Annotated in this window: 18 protein-coding genes and 1 pseudogene; 8 read left to right on the forward strand and 11 right to left on the reverse strand. The window is 68.4% G+C overall.

Features of this window, described 5'->3' with window-relative positions:
* Nucleotides 1-199 precede the first annotated feature (199 nt).
* Nucleotides 200-567 (forward strand): annotated as a pseudogene (gene tnpA, locus CA951_RS45070) (IS200/IS605 family transposase).
* Here tnpA and CA951_RS08275 read toward each other — a convergent pair.
* Entirely contained in the window at nt 503-1,660 is a 1,158-nt protein-coding gene (locus tag CA951_RS08275) for a winged helix DNA-binding domain-containing protein (protein ID WP_256973427.1), read from the reverse strand. The pseudogene tnpA and the gene CA951_RS08275 overlap by 65 nt on opposite strands.
* 90 nt (nt 1,661-1,750) lie before the next feature.
* Between CA951_RS08275 and CA951_RS08280 the strand changes: the two genes are divergently transcribed.
* Nucleotides 1,751-3,271, forward strand: coding sequence for an MFS transporter (locus CA951_RS08280; RefSeq protein ID WP_087556402.1), 1,521 nt, complete (start codon nt 1,751-1,753; stop codon nt 3,269-3,271).
* On the opposite strand, the gene CA951_RS08285 is transcribed toward CA951_RS08280, so the two are convergent.
* From CA951_RS08285 to CA951_RS08310, 6 genes are all read right to left on the reverse strand, one after another.
* A complete protein-coding gene (locus tag CA951_RS08285; protein WP_087556403.1) occupies nt 3,261-4,430 on the reverse strand; it encodes an ABC transporter ATP-binding protein in 1,170 nt (389 codons plus the stop codon). The two genes, CA951_RS08280 and CA951_RS08285, sit on opposite strands and share 11 nt — an antisense overlap.
* Before the next feature lie 5 nt (nt 4,431-4,435).
* Complete coding sequence (locus CA951_RS08290; protein WP_087556404.1) at nt 4,436-5,272, reverse strand: carbohydrate ABC transporter permease; 837 nt, start codon at nt 5,270-5,272, stop codon at nt 4,436-4,438.
* Nucleotides 5,273-5,274: 2 nt separating this feature from the next.
* Complete coding sequence (locus tag CA951_RS08295; RefSeq protein WP_087556405.1) at nt 5,275-6,222, reverse strand: carbohydrate ABC transporter permease; 948 nt, start codon at nt 6,220-6,222, stop codon at nt 5,275-5,277.
* A complete protein-coding gene (locus CA951_RS08300) occupies nt 6,219-7,583 on the reverse strand; it encodes an ABC transporter substrate-binding protein (protein WP_179220148.1) in 1,365 nt (454 codons plus the stop codon). The genes CA951_RS08295 and CA951_RS08300 overlap by 4 nt, the downstream gene beginning before the upstream one ends.
* A gap of 249 nt (nt 7,584-7,832) precedes the next feature.
* On the reverse strand, nt 7,833-8,324 hold the full coding sequence (locus CA951_RS08305; protein ID WP_015889781.1) for a general stress protein: 492 nt from the start codon (nt 8,322-8,324) through the stop codon (nt 7,833-7,835).
* Between the two features lie 67 nt (nt 8,325-8,391).
* Nucleotides 8,392-9,354 (reverse strand): CoA ester lyase, encoded by a 963-nt coding sequence (locus tag CA951_RS08310; RefSeq protein WP_087556406.1) that lies wholly within the window; start codon nt 9,352-9,354, stop codon nt 8,392-8,394.
* 71 nt (nt 9,355-9,425) lie between these two features.
* On the opposite strand from CA951_RS08310, the gene CA951_RS08315 reads away from it, so the two are divergent.
* The 5 genes from CA951_RS08315 to CA951_RS08335 all read left to right on the forward strand — a co-directional run bounded on the left by CA951_RS08315 (nt 9,426) and on the right by CA951_RS08335 (nt 14,854).
* Nucleotides 9,426-10,697, forward strand: a complete 1,272-nt coding sequence (locus CA951_RS08315; RefSeq protein WP_087556407.1) for a magnesium transporter MgtE N-terminal domain-containing protein — start codon at nt 9,426-9,428, stop codon at nt 10,695-10,697.
* Nucleotides 10,694-11,215: a DUF1003 domain-containing protein gene (locus CA951_RS08320; RefSeq protein ID WP_087556408.1), complete on the forward strand. Its 522-nt coding sequence runs from the start codon at nt 10,694-10,696 to the stop codon at nt 11,213-11,215. The genes CA951_RS08315 and CA951_RS08320 overlap by 4 nt, the downstream gene beginning before the upstream one ends.
* 116 nt (nt 11,216-11,331) lie before the next feature.
* On the forward strand, nt 11,332-12,522 hold the full coding sequence (locus CA951_RS08325) for a lytic transglycosylase domain-containing protein (protein ID WP_087556409.1): 1,191 nt from the start codon (nt 11,332-11,334) through the stop codon (nt 12,520-12,522).
* A 293-nt stretch (nt 12,523-12,815) separates the two neighbouring features.
* Nucleotides 12,816-13,694, forward strand: coding sequence for a lytic transglycosylase domain-containing protein (locus CA951_RS08330; RefSeq protein WP_087556410.1), 879 nt, complete (start codon nt 12,816-12,818; stop codon nt 13,692-13,694).
* Nucleotides 13,695-13,717: 23 nt separating this feature from the next.
* Nucleotides 13,718-14,854, forward strand: a complete 1,137-nt coding sequence (locus CA951_RS08335) for an Mrp/NBP35 family ATP-binding protein (RefSeq protein WP_087556411.1) — start codon at nt 13,718-13,720, stop codon at nt 14,852-14,854.
* A 66-nt stretch (nt 14,855-14,920) separates the two neighbouring features.
* Here the strand turns inward: CA951_RS08335 and tatB are convergent, their stop codons facing one another.
* The 4 genes from tatB to sigE all read right to left on the reverse strand — a co-directional run bounded on the left by tatB (nt 14,921) and on the right by sigE (nt 18,048).
* Nucleotides 14,921-15,352, reverse strand: a complete 432-nt coding sequence (tatB, locus tag CA951_RS08340; RefSeq protein WP_087556412.1) for a Sec-independent protein translocase protein TatB — start codon at nt 15,350-15,352, stop codon at nt 14,921-14,923.
* A 69-nt stretch (nt 15,353-15,421) separates the two neighbouring features.
* Nucleotides 15,422-16,942, reverse strand: coding sequence for a S1C family serine protease (locus tag CA951_RS08345; protein ID WP_087556413.1), 1,521 nt, complete (start codon nt 16,940-16,942; stop codon nt 15,422-15,424).
* Nucleotides 16,943-17,036: 94 nt separating this feature from the next.
* On the reverse strand, nt 17,037-17,399 hold the full coding sequence (locus tag CA951_RS08350) for a DNA-directed RNA polymerase sigma-70 factor (RefSeq protein ID WP_015889772.1): 363 nt from the start codon (nt 17,397-17,399) through the stop codon (nt 17,037-17,039).
* Between the two features lie 16 nt (nt 17,400-17,415).
* Nucleotides 17,416-18,048: an RNA polymerase sigma factor SigE gene (gene sigE / locus CA951_RS08355; protein WP_087556414.1), complete on the reverse strand. Its 633-nt coding sequence runs from the start codon at nt 18,046-18,048 to the stop codon at nt 17,416-17,418.
* A 283-nt stretch (nt 18,049-18,331) separates the two neighbouring features.
* Between sigE and CA951_RS08360 the strand changes: the two genes are divergently transcribed.
* Nucleotides 18,332-18,970 carry an O-methyltransferase gene (locus tag CA951_RS08360; RefSeq protein ID WP_087556415.1) on the forward strand — a complete coding sequence of 213 codons (639 nt, stop codon included), beginning with the start codon at nt 18,332-18,334 and terminating at the stop codon, nt 18,968-18,970.
* Nucleotides 18,971-19,033: the final 63 nt, after the last annotated feature.

The raw sequence follows: 19,033 nt of genomic DNA on the forward strand, positions 1-19,033 counted from the left end.
CTTTTGCAGCGCGAACGGGCGTCGATCAGCGGCGGTGTGCGCGAGCTGCGCAACCATGTTCGCCCCCGCATTGCACAACTCCAGTGTCGATGTCAGCGCCACATACTGCTCCGGGGTCGGAGCCAGCTTCACGACAACGATCCGCTTCACACCCCGCGCCTTTCCCTGCGGATACTCTTTGGTCTATGTCACCGAGATGATGGCAGAGGTGTGTGACAAGTTCGGCGCGACGTCGACCGCGTTCACCGGAAAAACCGACCACGTCCACCTATTGATCCACTACCCACCGTGCAACTCTCCACCCTGGTCAATAGCCTCGAGGGCGTCTCCGCACGATACCTGCGCCAAGAGTTCCCCGACCACATCCAGAAATACCTGTGGGGCAACCACTTCTGGTCACCGTCCTACTTCGCCGCCTCCGCAGGCGGAGCCCCACTCGCCACCATCGCCGAGTACATCACCAACCAAAAACGACCAGAACCCACGAAAGAAACCGACCCCGCTACGCGCCATCGCGCAATACAGAATCAGCTTCCTCCCGGCCCGAAAGGGCCAAACCTCCTCTGATTGATCCGGTGAACCGCACGACGCGGTCGGTCGCCTCGGGGTGCGCGAACTTCAGCAGTCGCCTGCCCTCCGCCTCGATCGCGGTTCGGTGCGTCTTCGCGATGGTCGCCAGTGGCTCCACCTCGAGAACCGCACGGGACTTCTCGACCACCGTCGTGGTGAACGCAGCGACCCGGCCGTTCACGAGGACGGCGGGTTTGACGATGCCGTTCTGCGTGAAGATCTTCTTCCGCACGTCGTCGTCGACGAGGCGCCCGCGGTCCGCGTGCGAGAGCAGCACGTTGTCGAACGGCGCGAGGATGCGGACAGGGGCGGGGGTGTTCGGGTCCGGCCGGGGCGCGTCGGGAAGGTCGAACAGTTCCGGCCCCGACTCCCCCGCGAACACCCGGAGCCGGGGCCGCAGCCGGTCCAGCACCTCACCGAGCCGGGTCAGCCCCGACCAGGCCTGGGCGTCGCGCGCACTCGCGGGGCCGAACGCGGCGAGGTAGCGGAGCAGCATCGTGTCGATGGACGGCGCGGCGGACAGTGGGCGGCCCACCCACGACTCCAGGGTCGCCAGCGCCGGTTGCCCCGACCTGCCCCACAGCCCGCGCGGCGGTACCTGGACCATCGGGACCAGTCCCCGCACTCCGTGGGCGAGGGCGGCACCGTCGCGGCCGGGGAACCGCTGCTCGAGCAGCGGCCGCATCTGCGACTGGGTGCGGGGTTCGTCGCGCACCAGGTCGCGTCCCGCGGCCGCAAGGGCGTCGAGGTCGATCCCGTCGAGACTCGACCGGTGCTGCGTGTTGGTGTGGAGGTCCCGGTCGAGCAGTGGTTGCGCCAGCGGACGGAACGAGAGGGCGTCCGACGCGGACAGCGCGAACACCGTCCCGCGCATCGCGACGATCCGCACCACCGCGCGGTTCTCGACGAGATCCGACAGATTGTCGGCGCGGAACCGTCGGAGCCGCGCCCACAGCGCGAAGTACGGCGGGGCCGGCGCCTGGGCCTGCAGTCCGCAGAGGTGCTCGATCATGTCGAGCGCGGACAGGTCCGAACGACTCAGCAGCGATTGCCTGGCCAGCGTCGCCCGGCCCAGCGCTCGATTCGACATGCGTTCAGACCCCACCGTGCACCCCTTCGTTAGTTAGCCCCAGTACCGTATTGGTTTACGCCCGTTCACCGACCCCTGCAGGAGGACCCCATGGCCGCCGGATCGACAACCGCCGCCAGGGCTCTCCTGCCCGTCATGTGCTTCGTCGTGATGATTGTCGCCGTTCTGCAGACACTGGTGGTACCGATCGTCGGGACCATCGGCGCGCAACTCGACGTCGGCCCCACCGCCGTCGGCTGGCTGCTCACCGCGAACCTTCTCGCGGCGGCGACCGCGACACCCGTCCTCGGCCGCCTTGCCGACCTCCGCGGCAAACGGCCGGTCCTGCTCGGGGTGCTCGTCGTGGTGCTGCTGGGGTCGCTGATCGGTGCGGTGTCGACGTCGGTGGGGGTGCTGATCTTCGCCCGGGTACTTCAGGGTGTGTCGTTCGCACTGTTCCCCATCGGCATCGCAGTGCTACGTGACGAACTTCCGGCCGAGAAACTGACCGGGGCGATGGGGATCTTCTCCGGCACCCTCGGTTTCGGCGGATGCTTCGGCATCGTCCTGACCGGTGTGCTGGTCTCCGACGGCGCCGACTTCCACCGCGTCTTCTGGCTGTCCTCGGCCATCACCGCGGCGGGACTCCTGCTCGCCTGGATCGCCATTCCCCGCCGTCCGCGCACAGGCACGGGTTCCATCGACTGGATCGGCGCCGTCGGTCTCGCCGCCGGCCTGGTCCTCGTCCTGCTCCCGCTCGCCGAGGGCGGCACCTGGGGCTGGACGTCTCCCGTCACGATCGTCAGCGGAGTCGCCGGAATCCTGGTTCTGATCGGCTGGTTCCTCTACGAACGCCGGACCACCGACCCGCTCGTCGCGCCCCGGCTGCTGACCAACCCGCCCGTCCTGGTCACCCACTTGTCCGCCCTGGTGGTCGGCATGTCGATGTTCGTGATGTTCCTGGGCAGCTCGTACTTCGTCCAGACGCCGCGCGCGGTCGCCGGGTACGGCTTCGGCGCCACCGTCCTCGCTGCCAGCACCGTGTATCTGCTGCCGGGCGCGATCAGCGGCGTCCTGGCGTCGATTGCGAGCGGAAGACTGATCCACCGCTTCGGTTCCCGCGCCGTCCTGATCGCCGCAAGCGTCGTCGGGGTCGGCGGTTTCGTCGTGTTCATCTTCGCCCACGACCGCACGTGGGAAGTCATTGCGGCGCTCGTGCTGATCAACACGTACATCAGCCTCGCCTACGCGTCCCTGCCCTCGCTGCTCGTGGCCGAGGTACGGCAGGACGAGACCGGCGTCGCGAACAGCATCAACTCCATCGCCCGGTCTGTGGGCAGCTCGATCGCCAGTGCACTCCTCGCGACCCTGCTCGCCGGGATCACCATCCCCGGGACCGACGTCCCGACCGAATCGGCGTACGTGATCGCGTTCGTCGTCGGTGCGGCCGCCGCAGCCCTCGCCGGACTGCTGCCGTACTTCGGGATCACCCGCACCACCCGCACCCCGTCCGACGAGGAGGAGGACGAGGTCCACGCGACCGCCCTCGCCGCCGAGTGGGGCACGGTCGGCGGTCTCGGCGGAGCGAACACCAGCCGTCCGGGTGAACGCACCACCCCGGTCAGCGGGTGAGGTTCGCCCCCGAGTTCTGATCGAACAGGGCGATCTTCGCCCGGTCGAACCACAGCTCCACCGGGCTGCCGTGCACCGCGGACGATTCGGCCGACAACCGGGCCACCAGCTGCCCGCCCCCCGCGACCGCGGTACCCGAGTCGGCGGCGAGTTCCTCGAGTTCCCGGGAGTTCACCTGCGGCCCCTCGGCCGTGAAATAGGCGTACTTGTCCGAGCCCATCGACTCGAGCACCTCGACGTTGGCCGTGAACGTGGCACCGGACTCCCGCTGTCCCACGTCGACGAGCGCCACGTCCTCGAAGTGCTCGGGACGGATCCCGACCACGACGTCCTTCGCCGAATTCGACGACGCGACCTTGTCGCGGGTCTCCGGGGGCAGCGTGAACTCGCCGAGCGGCGTCGACACCCCATCGGCGGTCAGCTGTCCCGGGAAGAAGTTCATCGACGGCGAGCCGATGAATCCCGCGACGAACAGGTTGTTCGGGTGGTCGTACAACTCCTGCGGCGCCCCGATCTGCTGGACCACCCCGCCGCGCAGCACCACTACCCGGTCGCCGAGCGTCATCGCCTCGGTCTGATCGTGCGTGACGTAGACCGTGGTGGTGCCGAGTCGCTGTTGCAGCCGGGCGATCTCGGTGCGCATCTGGACGCGGAGCTTGGCGTCGAGATTCGACAGCGGCTCGTCCATCAGGAACGCCTTGGGGCTGCGGACGATCGCCCGGCCCATCGCGACGCGCTGCCGCTGACCGCCCGACAGATTGGCGGGTTTGCGGTCGAGGTGCTGCGTGAGGTCGAGGATCTTGGCAGCGTCGTCCACCTTCGCTGCGATGTCCGACTTCGACATCTTCGCCAGGGTGAGCGGGAACGCGATGTTCTGCCGCACCGTCATGTGCGGGTACAGCGCGTACGACTGGAACACCATGGCGATGTCGCGGTCCTTCGGCGCCTTCTCGTTGACCCGCTCCCCCGCGATCCGCAGCTCACCGGACGAGATGTCCTCCAGCCCGGCGATCATGTTGAGAGTGGTCGACTTTCCGCAACCGGACGGTCCGACCAGGATGATGAATTCACCGTCGGCGATCGTGATGTCGACGTCGCTCACCGCCTTGGCGCCGTCCGGGTACAACTTCGTCACCTTGTCGAGCACGATTTCGGCCACAGCACTTATCCCTTCACGGCGCCGGAGGTCAGGCCGGCCACGATGCGTCGTTGGAAGAACAGCACGAAGATGATGATCGGGATCGTGATCACCATCGCGGCTGCGGCGATCGAACCGGTCGGCTCCTCGAACTGGGAGGCACCGGTGAAGTTCGCGATCGCGGCAGGCGCGGTGATGGACCGTTCCGTCGAGGTCAGCGAGATCGCGAACAGCAGATCGTTCCAGCAGAAGATGAACACCAGGATCGCGGCGGTCACGATGCCCGGCGCCGCAAGCGGTGCCACCACCTTCCGGAACGCCTGCGCCGGGGTGGCGCCGTCCATCTTGGCCGCCTTCTCCAACTCCCACGGGATCTCCTTGAAGAAGGCCGACAGCGTGTAGATGGCCAGCGGGAGCGCGAACGTGATGTACGGCAGGATCAGGCCGGCCCAGGTGTCGAACAGCCCGAGCCTGCGCTCGATGTCGAACAGCGGGCTCACGAGGGAGATCTGGGGGAACATCGCGATCAGCAGCGCCACCCCGACCAGCAGTTTCTTGCCAGGGAAGTCGAGGCGGGCAATGGCGTAGGCGGCCATGGTGCCGATGACGACGGCGATCACCGTGGAGATGAGACCGATGCCGATGGAGTTGATCAGCGCGCTGGTGAACGCGTTGGTCTCGAAGATGCCGCGGTAGTTGTCGAGGGTCCACTTCTGCGGAATGAACTTGCCGTCCTTGATCGTTCCCGCGGGTTTGAACGACAGGCTGGCGATCCACAGCACCGGGACCAGCGCGTACAGCAGGACCAGCAGGTTGACCGCGGACCAGCTGAACTTGCGGCGAGGGGTGTCGACGACGGCCATGGTTATCGGTTTCCTTCCGTGTCGGACCCGGGAGCAGACGCGCCGAAGAGCTTGATGAACACGAATGCGAGCAGCGCGACGCACAGGAAGATGAGGACGCTGATCGCCGAGCCGATACCGAGGTTGAATGCCTTGAACAGGTTGTCGTAGCCGAGGATCGACAGTGACCCGGTGTCGTTGGCGCCCTTGGTGAGAACGTAGATGTTGTCGAAGATCCGGAACGCGTCGAGGGTGCGGAACAGCAGCGCCACGAGGATCGCGGGTTTCATCAGCGGCAGGATGATCCGCACCAGCCGCGTCCACGCCCCGGCGCCGTCGACCTGCGCGGCCTTGAGGAGGTCGTCGGGAACGAGAGCGAGCCCGGCGAGCAGCAGCAGCGCCATGAACGGCGTCGTCTTCCACACCTCGGCGAGCACGATGATCGCGAGCGACGGGATCTGCTCCGTCAGCGGGGCGCTGCCGTCGGGCAGCAGATTTGCGAGATACCCGGTTCCCGGCGTCCACGCGTAGTACCAGCTGTACGCGGCGGCGACGGTGACGATGCCGTACGGAATCAGCACCACCGTCCGGACGAGACCCTTCCCCACCAGCGTCCGGTGCATCACGAGCGCCAGGATCAGGCCCAGGACGAACTCGATCACCACCGACACGACGGTGATGCCCACCGTCACCCAGAACGCCTGCCACCAGTACCCGTCCGTCAGCACCGACACGTAGTTGGCGAGGCCGACGAACTTGCGTTCGTCGGGGAACCGGAGGTCGTAGCGCTGCAGGCTCAACCACACCGCGTACACGACGGGATAGGCCGTCACCGCGATCATGAGGATCGCGGCGGGGGCCACCAACCACAGCCCGAGCCGGCGTTCGGCTTTCTTTCCTTCCGAGATCTGGCCCTTGGACGCGGCTTTCGGCTCCTCGGCGCGGTCCGCCTGCACGGTTTCGGTCGTCACGGGATCAGCCCTTCCGAGTTGACCGCCTTGCGGACCTGTTCGGCGAGTTCGTCGACGGTCCGCGGCGGGTCGATGTCACCGACCGGATTCAGCGTGGCGGTGATCAGGGTCGAAATGCTCTGGTACGCCGGTGACACCGGGCGGACGGACGCGGTGTCGAGGCTCTCCCGCACCTCACGCCACGCGGGGTACGCCTCCTGGAACGCCGGATCGTCGTACAGATTCGCCAGCGTCGGCGGCACACCGCCCTTGACGGCATTGTTGCGCTGGTTCTCCTCGTTCCGCAGGCACGACACCGCTTCGAACGCCAGATCCGGGTGCTGACTCGTCTTCGCGACCGCGACGTTGAATCCGCCGATCGTCACCTCGGCGGGCCTGCCGGGGATCACCGACGGGTACGGCGCAGGCAGGAAATTCTGCTGACCGTCGACCGTGAGCACCGTGTTACCCGTGTCCGCGGACGTCGGGTTGCCCTTGTCGTCGATGAACGGGAGGTCCCCCTTCTCTGCGTTCTCGATCATGCCCGGCAACACGAACGGCCAATTGACCTCGAACGCAGCCTTTCCGCTCTCCATCCCGAGCCGGGACGACGCCTCGTCGCCCTGGGAAACCGACGGGTCGGCACCCTTCGCGGTGGCGACCCGCTTCATGACCTCGAGCGCCTGCAGGGCGGCGTCACCGTCCGCGACCGTCACGGTGGTCCCGTCGTCGGCGACGACGGACCCGCCCGCACTCGCGAGCAGAGTGTTGAACCACACCATCAGGCCCTCGTACTGCTTGCCCTGCACCCCGATCCAGCTGGGGCGGCCCTCCGCGGCGAGGCCTTCCGCGATGTCGATCATCTGATCCCACGTCTGCGGCGGCTGCCCGTCCGGCATGAGGTCCTTGCGGTACCAGAGCAACTGGGTGTTGGTATTCAGCGGTGCGGCGTACAGCTGGTCCTGCCACTTGGCCGATTCGAGGGGGCCTTCGAGCGTGCCCTCGGTGACCTCGGCGGCGATGCCGGGTGGGAGCGGTAGCGCCCACCCCGCCTCGGCGAACTCGGCCGTCCACACCACGTCGAGCGTCATGATGTCGAGCGACGTGTCGTTGCCGGTGAGCCGGCGGGCCAGCTGGAGGCGTTGATCGTCAGCGCCCTTCGGCAGCGTGCGTTGCTCGATGGAGTACCGGCCGCCGGCCGCGGCCGTGCAGTCGGCCGCGGCCTCCGCGTACTGTTCGGCACCGTCGGCGGCGGTGTAGAAGCTGAGGACGATGCCGTCTTCGGACGACCCGCACGCGGCCAGCAGGGGAACGGTGAGGACGGCGGCCGCACCGATCAGTCCCCACTTCAGCGAGCGTCCGGGCTTGGTGCGGTGCAGCACAGCCGCCTCCTCGAGCGGCCCTCACGGATCCAGTCGCGGTACGGCTGGGCACGCGGGCCCGCACATTGGTTCCTGCCGGAACACGCGCTCCACCGACAGGTCACGGTTTCGGCGAGGGCCGGGGCCCACGCATTGCGCCGTAAACCTATCCGACATCGCCGGCCAACCGGGCGAAATCACGGCGAACGTCGCGAATAGGACGCAATCCGTGACCCGACCGCAACCCGCCGCTCGACGTGTTCGCGCCGATCAGAGCGCCAGCTTGGCCAGCATGTCCCTGGCCGTCTCCGCCGACTTCGGCTCGCACAGCACGTCGTACCGCCCGGCGACCAGCTGCATCGTCGACGCGAAGTCCCGGGTCCCCCGCGTCGCCGCGTACGGGATCGTCGTGGAGATCAGTCCGAAGATGATGCCGCCGACGATGCCGACGACGAGCGGCGCCAGGAAACCGCCCGTGACGATGCCCAGCAGCAGACCGAAGAACACGCCGAGCCACGCGCCCGAAACGATGCCCCCGCCAATCACTTTCGCCCAGGTGAGGCGGCCCAGCACCCGCTCCACCTGCATGAGGTTGACCCCCACGATGGTGACGTCCTCCACCGAGAATTCCTGATCGGAGAGGTAGTCGACGGCGCGCTGCGCCTCCGCGTAGGTGGGATACGAACCGATGGGCCAGCCCGTGGGGGGTTCCGGCAGAGCCCCGCGCCGCGCCCCGTTGGACTGTCCGAGTGGATTCGTCATCGTCAGCTGGTCTCCTCGTGTGGTTACCGCAGGATCGGTCCTGTGAGAACCATTCTGCCTGCCGGGACTACTTCGCGTCGGGCCGCACGAACTCGGTGGTCCGTTTCATACCCGCGGCGCGCCCCTTGGCGGAGATCACGAGCGCCATCTTGCGACTCGCCTCGTCGATCATCTCGTCGCCGAGCATCACGGCACCGCGACCGCCGCCCGCGGCGGACGTGTGGAACTCGTAGGCGTCCAGGATCAGTTCGGCCCGGTCGTAATCGTCCTGGCGGGGGCTGAACACGTCGTTCGCCGCCTCGATCTGCGTGGGATGCAGCACCCACTTGCCGTCGAAGCCGAGCGCGGCCGTGCGCTGCGCCGACCGCCGGAACGCCTCCACGTCGCGGATCTGGAGGTAGGGACCGTCGATGGCCTGCACGCCGTGCGCGCGGGCCGCCATCAGGATGGTCATCAGGATGTGGTGGTAGGCGTCGCCGCGGTCGTAGCCGTCCGGCTGCTCCCCCACGACCAGCGTGCGCATGTTGATGCTCGCCATGAAATCGGCGGGACCGAACACCAGGGTCTGCACGCGCGGGCTGGCCGTCGCGATGGCGTTGATGTTGGTGAGCCCGATCGCGTTCTCGATCTGCGGTTCGATGCCGATCCGGCCGACCTCGAGCCCGTTCGCCTTCTCCACCTGCGTCAGCAGCAGGTCCAGGGCCTGAACATGGCTGGCGTCCGGCACTTTCGGCAGCAGAATCGCGTCGAGGTGGGCACCCGCCCGCCCCACGACCTCGACGACGTCGGCGTACGTCCACTCCGTGGTCCAGTCGTTGACCCGGACCACCTTGATCTGCTCGCCCCACCCGTCCTCCGCGAGCGCGTCGCCGATGGTGCCGCGGGCTTCCTGCTTGGCGAGCGGCGCCACCGCGTCCTCGAGATCGAGGAAGATCTCGTCGGCGGGCAGCCCCTTCGCCTTGTCGATCATCTTGCGGCTGCTGCCCGGAACGGCGAGAACAGATCGCCGTGGCCTGTAGACGGAACTCATGACGGACGATCCTCCACTTTCGCAGGTGTTCGATTCCCTGTATCTCTGTACAAGGATCTAGCCTGGCAATCATGGCAGCTGCGAACAAGGTTTTTGCAGCCAGGCTGGCCGGCCTGGTGGTGCTCGGCCCCGACGGGGAGTCGATCGGCCGCGTCCGGGACGTGGTGATCACCGCCCGCGTCGGCAGGCAGCAGCCGCGCGTGCTCGGGCTCGTCATCGAATTGTTCACGCGCAAACGCATCTTCGTCCCGATGCTCCGCGTCACCGCCATCGAACCCAGCTCGGTGACCCTCACGACGGGCAACGTCAGTCTCCGCCGATTCCAGCAGCGGCCCGGCGAGGTCCTGGCCCTCGCCCAGGTGGCGGATTCCCACGTGCGCGTGGACGACCCGGAACTCGAGGAACTGCGGGACGCCGACATCATCGTCGTCGACCTGGGCATCGAGCAGACCCGTACCCGGGACTGGGTGGTGTCGAAGGTCGCGGTGCGCGGGCACCGCGGCAGGCTCGGCCGTCGGGCCGCCATGCACGTCGTCGGGTGGCAGCACGTGCAGGGACTCACGCAGACCGACCTGGCGATGCCCGGCCAGGGCGTCTCGGCCCTGCTCACCCAGTTCGAGGGGATGCGGGCCGCCGACGTCGCGAACGCGATGCGCCTCCTGCCGGAGAAGCGCCGCCACGAACTCGCGCTCGCACTCGACGACGAGCGCCTCGCCGACGTCGTCCAGGAACTGCCCGCCGACGACCAGACGGATCTGCTCATGCACCTCGAGGTGGAGCGGGCCGCCGACGTCCTCGAGGCCATGGATCCCGACGACGCCGCGGACCTCCTCGGTGAGCTTCCCGAAACCGAGGCCGAATCGCTGCTGCAGCTGATGGATCCACAGGACTCCGAGCCGGTCCGCCGCCTGCTCGAGCACTCACCCGACACCGCGGGCGGTCTCATGACACCGGAGCCGGTGGTCCTCACCGCGTCGACGACGGTCGCCGAGGCCCTGGCCCGCGCCCGGATCTCGGACGTGACCCCCGCCCTCGCGAGCATGGTGTTCGTCGTCCGTCCACCGACCGCGACGCCGACCGGCCGCTACCTGGGATGCGTGCACCTGCAGAAACTGCTGCGCGAACCGCCCGCCAGCCTCGTCGGCGGGCTGCTCGACACCGACATGCCGCGGCTCGCGCCCGAGGATTCCCTGACGTCGGTGACCCGCTACTTCGCGACCTACAACCTGGTGTGCGGGCCCGTGGTCGACGACGAGGATCACCTGATCGGCGCGGTCACCGTCGACGACGTCCTGGACCATCTCCTCCCCGAGGACTGGCGTGAAGAGGAGATCGACGTATGAGCGAGAAGTCCCCCAGCGCGGCTGCTCGGAGCCTGTCGGACCGGCAGCGACTCGACACCCCCCGCGGCACCCGGCGTTTCCGGGTCACGTACGACGTGGAGGCCGTCGGACGGGCCAGCGAGAACTTCGCCCGGTTCCTCGGCACGGGCCGCTACCTGATGATCCAGACGGTGATCGTGATCGTGTGGATCGTCATCAACGTCTTCGCCGTCGGCCTGCAGTGGGATCCGTACCCGTTCATCCTCCTCAACCTGGCGTTCTCCACCCAGGCCGCCTACGCGGCGCCGCTGATCCTGCTGGCGCAGAACCGCCAGGAGAACCGCGACCGCGTCTCCCTCGAGGAGGACCGCTCCCGCGCCGAGCAGACGAAGGCGGACACCGAGTTCCTCGCCCGGGAACTGGCCGCGCTGCGCATCGCGATCGGCGAGGTGGCCACCCGCGATTACCTGCGGCGCGAACTCGACGAGATCAAGACGCTGCTGGCCGACGAGGAAGACACGCGCCCCCGGCGGAAATGAGGCCGGCGAAATCCCCCCAAACTCCGGCACGGCCAATCACGGATATGTAACGTCAGTCACATCTTCTCGGATGTATGCGGTGTGCACAGACGAAGAGCACCGCAGGGGGTGATCGAGTGCGGATACGTGGACTGTTGACGGTGACTGCCCTGACCGTGGGCGCAGTCGCCACCCTCGGGTCCTCGACCGGCGGTTCCGCGATCAGCGGCGCAACCGCGAGCACCACCGTCTACTCGTCCACCGGTGCGGCGACAGCCCTCGCGGCGTCGTCGGTCACGCCGGGAGCCACTCCCCCGGCCGCGTACCTCCCGCCCGCGGGAATCGTGGCGCCCACACCGCGGATCGCGCGGTCGCAGCGGGCCGCGCCGCCGCCGCCCGCCCCGGCTCCCGCCGTGACAAATCCCACATCTCCCGCATCTTCGGCGTCGCCGTCCGGCACCGGGCTCATCGCCGCACCGGTGATTTTGAGCGCTCTGGGCATCCCGGAAATCGTGCTCAACGCGTACCGGTCCGCGGAACTCGAGATGATGGCGGAGTCCCCGAAGTGCGGTCTGCCGTGGCACCTGCTGGCCGGTATCGGCCGCATCGAATCGGGGCACGCCGGCGGCGGCCGGACCGACTCGGTGGGCACCACGATCACCCCGATCCTGGGTCCGGTTCTCGACGGCAGGCTGGCGGGCAACGAGATCATCCGCGACACCGACCGCGGCGCCACGGACGGCGACCCCGGGCACGATCGCGCCGTCGGACCGATGCAGTTCATTCCGTCCACGTGGGCCAAGTACGCGTCGGACGGCAACGCCGACGGCGTGGCCGATCCCAACAACGTGTTCGACGCGACGCTGGCGGCCGCCCGGTACCTCTGCTCGGGCGGTCTCGACCTCCGCGATCCGCTCCAGGAGACCCGCGCCGTCCTGCGCTACAACAACTCGGCCGCATACGCCGCCAACGTCATCACCTGGTCGAACGCGTACAGGAACGGGGGAACGCCGACGCCGGGCCAGTTGTCGGAGTCGGCCTCGCCGTCGCCCGGACGGGTCGCCGACGCCGCCGCGGCCGCGGCCGAAGCGGACCTCCCCCGCGATCTCGCGACCACCCCGCTGCCTTCGACGGACGGTGCCGCCGCCCCCACTACGCCTGCTCCGGCCCCGCCGATTCCCGGACTCCCGCCGCTGCCGCAACTGCCCTGTCTGCTCTTCTGCCCGCCCGCCGATCCTTCGGCTCCGGCGGCCGCCGTGCCCGACCCGGGCGTCCCCGCTCCGGTTGCGCCCCCGGCCACCGCTCCGGCTGTCACCGCTCCCCGGTAATCACCCCCGCCTCCGCCGCGCGCCCTGCCATCTCGCAGGGCGCGCGGTGACGTGTGCGGGTCGCCGGTCGTAGTCCGGGCGACCGGCCCCCGCGTCGACATCCCGACCACGCGGCGCCCTGGCGTGACCTTGCCGTGTTCGTTACCCTCGCTCACGTGCGCATCGCGTAACGGAACCCTGCAACACAAGACCGTTTGATCACGGTTGAATAACGGAAAGATATCGAATCAGGTAGCCTCGATCCGGTCAGTTGAACGGAACACCCCAAGACGGGGGTCGCAGGAGGCAATCGAGTGGGTCGGCACAACAAGAAGACGGACTCCCATATCCGCCGCAATTCGGTCATCGCGCTTACCGGACTCGTCCCCATCGGACTGATCACCGCAGCCAACACGGCCGGCGCCGCACCCAAGGTCCCGTTCCTGTCCACAAGTTCCTCGTCGGAGGTCGCCGACGTCGCCCAGGAGGCGACCGCCACCGCACCCGAGGCCACAGAAGCCGTCACCCCCGTGGCCGAGACCGCCGCCGAGTCCGCACCCGCGGTCGAGGCAGCACCCGCTGCGCCGGCACTCGCACCCGTCCAGGCCACCCCGCCCCTCCCGACGAGCATCGCGCAGGGCGCGCTCGGCATCCCCGCCGTCAACGTCGCGGCCTACCAGAACGCCGAACGGATTCTCGCGGTCGAGCAGCCCGGTTGCGGCATGTACTGGACGCTGATCGCCGGAATCGGCCGCGTCGAGTCCACCCACGCCTACGACGGCAAGACCGACGACAAGGGCAACATGCTCAATCCCGTCCTCGGCCCAGTCCTCGACGGCAGCCTCGGCGGCAACGCCGTCATTCGCGACACCGACGGCGGCAAGCTGGACGGCGACACCACCTACGACCGCGCCGTGGGCCCCACCCAGTTCCTGCCCGAGACCTGGAATCACTACGCCGGCGACGGAAACGGCGACGGCGTCGCCGACCCGCAGAACGTCTTCGACTCCGCGCTGACCACCGGAAAGTATTTGTGCGACGGCGGATTGAACGTCAAGGATCCGATCCAGGCGGCCAAGGCCGTGCACCGGTACAACAACTCCGCCGCCTACGTGGCCAACGTCCTCGCATGGTCCGCCGGCTACTCCAGCGGGATCATCCCGACGGCCGCGGACCTGCCGCGCATCCACTGAGCGCACATCCTTACCATTGAGTCATGGCAGTCCTGAGCGAGTCCGCTGTACGTAGCGCCCTGGCGCGCGTCCAGGATCCCGAGATCCGGAAACCGATCACCGAACTCGGGATGGTCAAGAGCATCGACATCGCGGCCGACGACAGCGTCGACATCGCGATCTACCTGACCACCGCGGGCTGTCCGATGCGGACCGAGATCAGCGACCGCGTCACCAAGGCCGTCGCGGACGTCCCCGGCGTCGGTGCGATCCGCGTCGAACTCGACGTGATGAGCGACGAGCAGCGCACCGAACTCCGCAAGTCGCTGCGCGGAGACTCGGCCGAGCCCGTCATCCCGTTCGCCCAGCCCGGTTCCCTCACCCGCGTCTACGCGGTCGCATCCGGCAAGGGCGGCGTCGGCAAATCCAGCGTCACGGTCAACCTGGCCGCCGCACTGGCCGCCCGCGGCCTGTCGGTGGGTGTGCTCGACGCCGACATCTACGGGCACTCCGTTCCCCGCATGCTCGGCACCGACGCCAAGCCCACGCAGGTCGAACGCATGATCATGCCGCCCGTCGCGCACGACGTGAAGATGATCTCCATCGCCCAGTTCACCCAGGGCAACACCCCGGTGGTGTGGCGTGGACCGATGCTGCACCGCGCGCTGCAGCAATTCCTCGCCGACGTCTTCTGGGGCGACCTCGACGTTCTGCTGCTCGATCTGCCGCCGGGCACCGGCGACGTCGCCATCTCCGTCGCGCAACTGATCCCCGGCGCGGAGATCCTCGTCGTCACCACCCCGCAGCAGGCCGCGGCCGAGGTGGCCGAACGCGCCGGCGCGATCGCCCTGCAGACCCGTCAGCGCATCGTCGGCGTCGTCGAGAACATGTCCTGGATGGACATGCCCGACGGCAGCCGGATGGACATCTTCGGTTCCGGCGGCGGTCAGGCCGTCGCCGACCGCCTCACGAAGGCCGTAGGCGCGAAGGTGCCGCTGCTGGGCCAGATCCCGCTCGAACAGGCGGTCCGGGAGGGCGGCGACGGCGGCGTTCCCATCGTCCTCGGCCAGCCGGATTCACCGGCCGCGACGGCACTCCGCGACATCGCCGACAAGCTGGCCGTCCGCAAGCGCGGGCTCGCCGGAATGTCGCTGGGGATCGACACCACCCGGCACCTGTAGGCGCTCCGCGCTCGTGCGCCTTTCCGGTTGTTCCAGCGACCACAAAGGCGCACGAGCCCGGAGGGCCTAGGTTGCGTCGAGGTCGATCGGGGGGCGCTCGCCCGCCGCGAGCGGCTTGTTCTGCGGAGCGGTGGGCGCCGACGGATCGGCGCTGACGGCCTTCGTTCCCGCGTTCGACTTGTCGAACGACACCGAACTCGGCTTGTCGAAGTTGCCGGTGAGAATCGAATCGTCACCGTCGAGAAGATGTTTGGTGATGACGGCACGCGGCGTCATTCCGCGGAGCTGATTGAGATCCGCCAGCGGTTTGCGCAGATCCTCGAACTCCGGGCCGAGTTCGTCCTTGAGTTGCTGGCTGGCGCCGCTCGCATACTCCCGGACCTGCCTCAGTGACTTCGTAACCCAGCTGACCGCACCCGGAAGCCGCTCGGGTCCCAAGATGACCAGAGCCGCGACGAGGAGGACCATGAACTCGCCCCAACCAATGTTGCCGAACACGTGGTCAGCCTACTGTGCGGTGTGGGTGCATGCCCAGGTGGCGGAGCGCTTTCACAGCAACCTCTCGAGTCAGTCGGAGGCCGGGGTCACGTCGACGTCGACGAGCCGGCCCTCGCGGATCAGCTGAACCCGGACGGGCTCACCGATCTTCTGCAGGTTGACGGCGACCACCAACTCGTCGGCGCTGGTGACCGTGCGGTCGCCGACCTTGACGATGACGTCGTTCTCGACGATGCCCGCCCGCGCGGCCGGGCTGTCCGAGCGGACGTTGGCCACCTGGGCGCCGCTGGTGTTGTCGTTGACGACGGTGCGGGCGTTGACGCCGATGTCCGGGTGATGCATCTGCCCGTCCCGGATGAGGGCTTGAGCGACCGTGGTGACGTCGTCGATGGGAATCGCGAAGCCGAGGCCCACCGAGCCACCGGATTCGCTGAGCATCGCGGTGTTGATGCCGATCACCCGGCCCGTGTCGTCGACGAGCGCGCCGCCCGAGTTGCCGTGGTTGATGGCGGCGTCCGTCTGGACGGCGTCGATGACGGCGTTCGTGTCGGAGCCCTCGCCGGACAGTCGCATCGGGCGGTGCAGGGCACTGACGATGCCGCGGGTGACGGTCTTGCTGAGTCCGAGGGGCGAACCGACGGCGACGACGTCCTCACCGACCTGCACATCCCCGGACTTCCCGAGTTCCGCGACCGTCAGATTGTCGGCGGAGACCTTGAGTACGGCCAGGTCGGTCTTGATGTCGCGGCCGACGATCTGGGCGTCGGCCTTCGTCCCGTCGGAGAAGATCACCTGGATCTTGCCGCCGTCGGGGGCGGTGGCGGCGGCGGAGATGACGTGATTGTTGGTGACGATGTAGCCGGCGCCGTCGATGACGACACCCGAACCGGTGCTGCCCTGGTCGCCGACCGCCACCTGAATGGACACGACGGAGGGCAGGACGGCGTCCGCGACCTGCGCGACGGGCGACTGGCCGAGGTCCTCGTCGCCGCCCTGGACGAGGGTGACGCTGTCGCTGGTCAGCGAGCTGCGATCGGCGGTGATCACCGCGGCGAGCAGGCCACCGACCAGGCCGATCGCGAGCGCGATTCCGCCCAGCGCGGCGAGCGCCTTCGGTGCCACCTTGCCGCCGAACAGGACCTCGCGGGCGCTGAGGGCGGGGGCGGGCGGGCGGGAGTGTTCCGTGGCGTGCAGCGCCGGGGAGCCGAGTTCGACGCCCGCTGCGGGGTCGCGCCACGGGTCGGCGGGCGGGGCCTCGGCTGCCGGGGCGGCGGGCTTGCGGTGGGGATCGCGCTGAATGGTGTCGACCTCGCCGTCCGGGCGGCCGAACGCCTCCGCCAGCACGGGGTCGGGTGCACCGACCTTCATCGAGGGTTCGCTCTCACGCCGGGCATCCGTCGGAGCGAAGGAACCGGTGACGCCACCCGGTCGGCCGAACGCGCGGCTGGACGCCGCATCGATCTTCGGCCGGTAGACAGGTCTCGGATCGAGCCGTGGGGCGTCCGCGGGACGCAGCGTGCTCGACTCGTCCGCCACGGGACCGTCGGGCGCCGTCGCATCGGAACCCGGAGTCTTGTAATCCGCCGTCACGCTGTCGTGTCCCCCTCGTGTGCGTCAGTCACGCGCCCCAGTATCACCGATGCCCCGCCGGGCGCGGACACCGCCGTCGTCGGTCCGGCTGCGCTCAACGGCGCCAACGCCGGGACCAGATCCGGCTGGTGATCGAGTACTCGCTCGTGACCGGCGAATCCGGGGTGTGGGAGTCGAACGGGGACTTGTCGGCGGGATCGCCCTGGTTACAGCTGGGGATCTGGCTCAACAGACCCAGCAGGCCCGAGGGCATCGCGACGTCACCGCTGCGACGCAGAGCACGCCGCGCCTGCTGCTGGGAGTCGACCTCGAACGCACACTCGGCGCAGATCGACAGGTGGTGGGCGGCGCGCAGATAAGCGGACATGCGGAGTTCACCGTCGACGAAGGCGGCGATCGCCTCACTCGCCAAGTGTTCGGTGGAGCCAAACTGGCGAGGTACACGCCCCTGCGTCATTCGTCCCTCCTGGTAACTACCCGACGCCGATCTGATCGGAGTCAACCTTTCCGTTCACAGCCAGATGCTCACGCAGAGCCTGCCTGCCGCGGTGGATGCGGCTGCGCACGGTTCCGAGCTTCACACCCAGTGTGGCACCGATCTCCTCGTAGGACAGTCCTTCGATGTCACACAGCACGACCGCGGCGCGGAACTCCGGGGCCAGCGAATCGAGCGCTGCCTGCAGATCGGCGTCCAGGCGGGCGTCGTGGTAGATCTCCTCGGGGTTCGGCCCGTCGGCCGGGACCCGATCGTAGTCCTCGGGGAGCGCTTCCATACGGATGCGGTTCCGGCGGCGGACCATGTCGAGGAAGAGGTTGGTGGTGATGCGGTGCAACCAGCCCTCGAACGTGCCGGGCTGGTAGTCGGACAGGGACCGGAACACCCGGATGAACGTGTCCTGGGTGAGGTCCTCGGCGTCCTGCGCGTCGCCCGACAGCCTGTAGGCCAGCCGGTAGACCCGGTCGCCGTGCTCGCGGACGAGTTCGTCCCACGACGGCATGGCGGACTTCTCGCCTGTGGCATCGAACACAGCGGTGCCCGTCAGCTCGGCGTCCGACAGCTGCTCGTCGGTGGTTCTCTCGTCTGGAGCCATCGCGTGTTTGCTCATCGAGTTAAGTGGATCCTCCTACTCAGGACCGCAGATCACTGGACGTGGTATAGGCGTCAACTCTCGGGAGCCGGAATTTGTTCCCGGGCTCTCGGACTTTCCTCCGTCGTCGTGATCTCCCCGCCGGGCGGTCTTCGGATCTGGCGTTGCGCTTACTCTTTCCCACCCCGATATGTGTGTGGTGTGAGCAAGCTGAGGTATTCCTGAGAATCGCGCCGGGCCGGGTCAGGGCATTGTTGTCGAGCGCGCCTCGCAGCGGCGATGACGAGACCCCGATAGCCTCATGTGCGTGCAGACAAACGCCGAACGGATACTCACCCACGCAGAAGGGGCTGTCCGTGAAGACGAGGCCCTCGGTGCGGCCAGGGAGCGGGCGGACGACCTCGGTGCCGAACCGGTACCTCCCGCGGTCGGTGCTGCGCTCGCCCTGTTTGCCCGCATGCTGGACGCCAAGACGGTGGTCGAGGTCGGCACCGGCGCGGGTGTGAGCAGCCTGTGGCTGCTCCGGGGCATGCGCGAGGACGGCGTCCTCACCACCATCGACAGTGAACCCGAACATCAGCGGGCCGCCAAGCTGTCGTTCCGGACCAACGACATCGCACCCGCGCGGACGAGGCTGATCAACGGCCGGGCGCTCGACGTCCTGCCGCGACTCGCCGACAGCGCGTACGACCTGGTGTTCGTCGACTGTGCGCCGGTCGACCACCCGCACTACGTCCGCGAAGGGGTTCGGCTGCTGCGCCCGGGCGGCGCGATCGTGCTGCACAACGCGCTGAACGGCGGCCGGGTCGTCGACCCGAGCCAGCGGGACGCCGCGACCGTCGCCGTCCGCGAGGCCGCCAAGGCGCTCGCCGAGGACGACAAGCTGATCCGGGTGTTGCTGCCGATCGGCGACGGCCTGCTCTGCGCGTCCAAGCTCTGAGAGGCGCGTCCAAGCTCTGAGAGGCGCGCCCCGGCTCGGAACGCCGTCCCCGGCTCCGAGAGC

The organism is Rhodococcus sp. NCIMB 12038 (assembly GCF_002165735.1).
In the GTDB taxonomy this organism is placed as follows: Bacteria; Actinomycetota; Actinomycetes; order Mycobacteriales; family Mycobacteriaceae; genus Rhodococcus_F.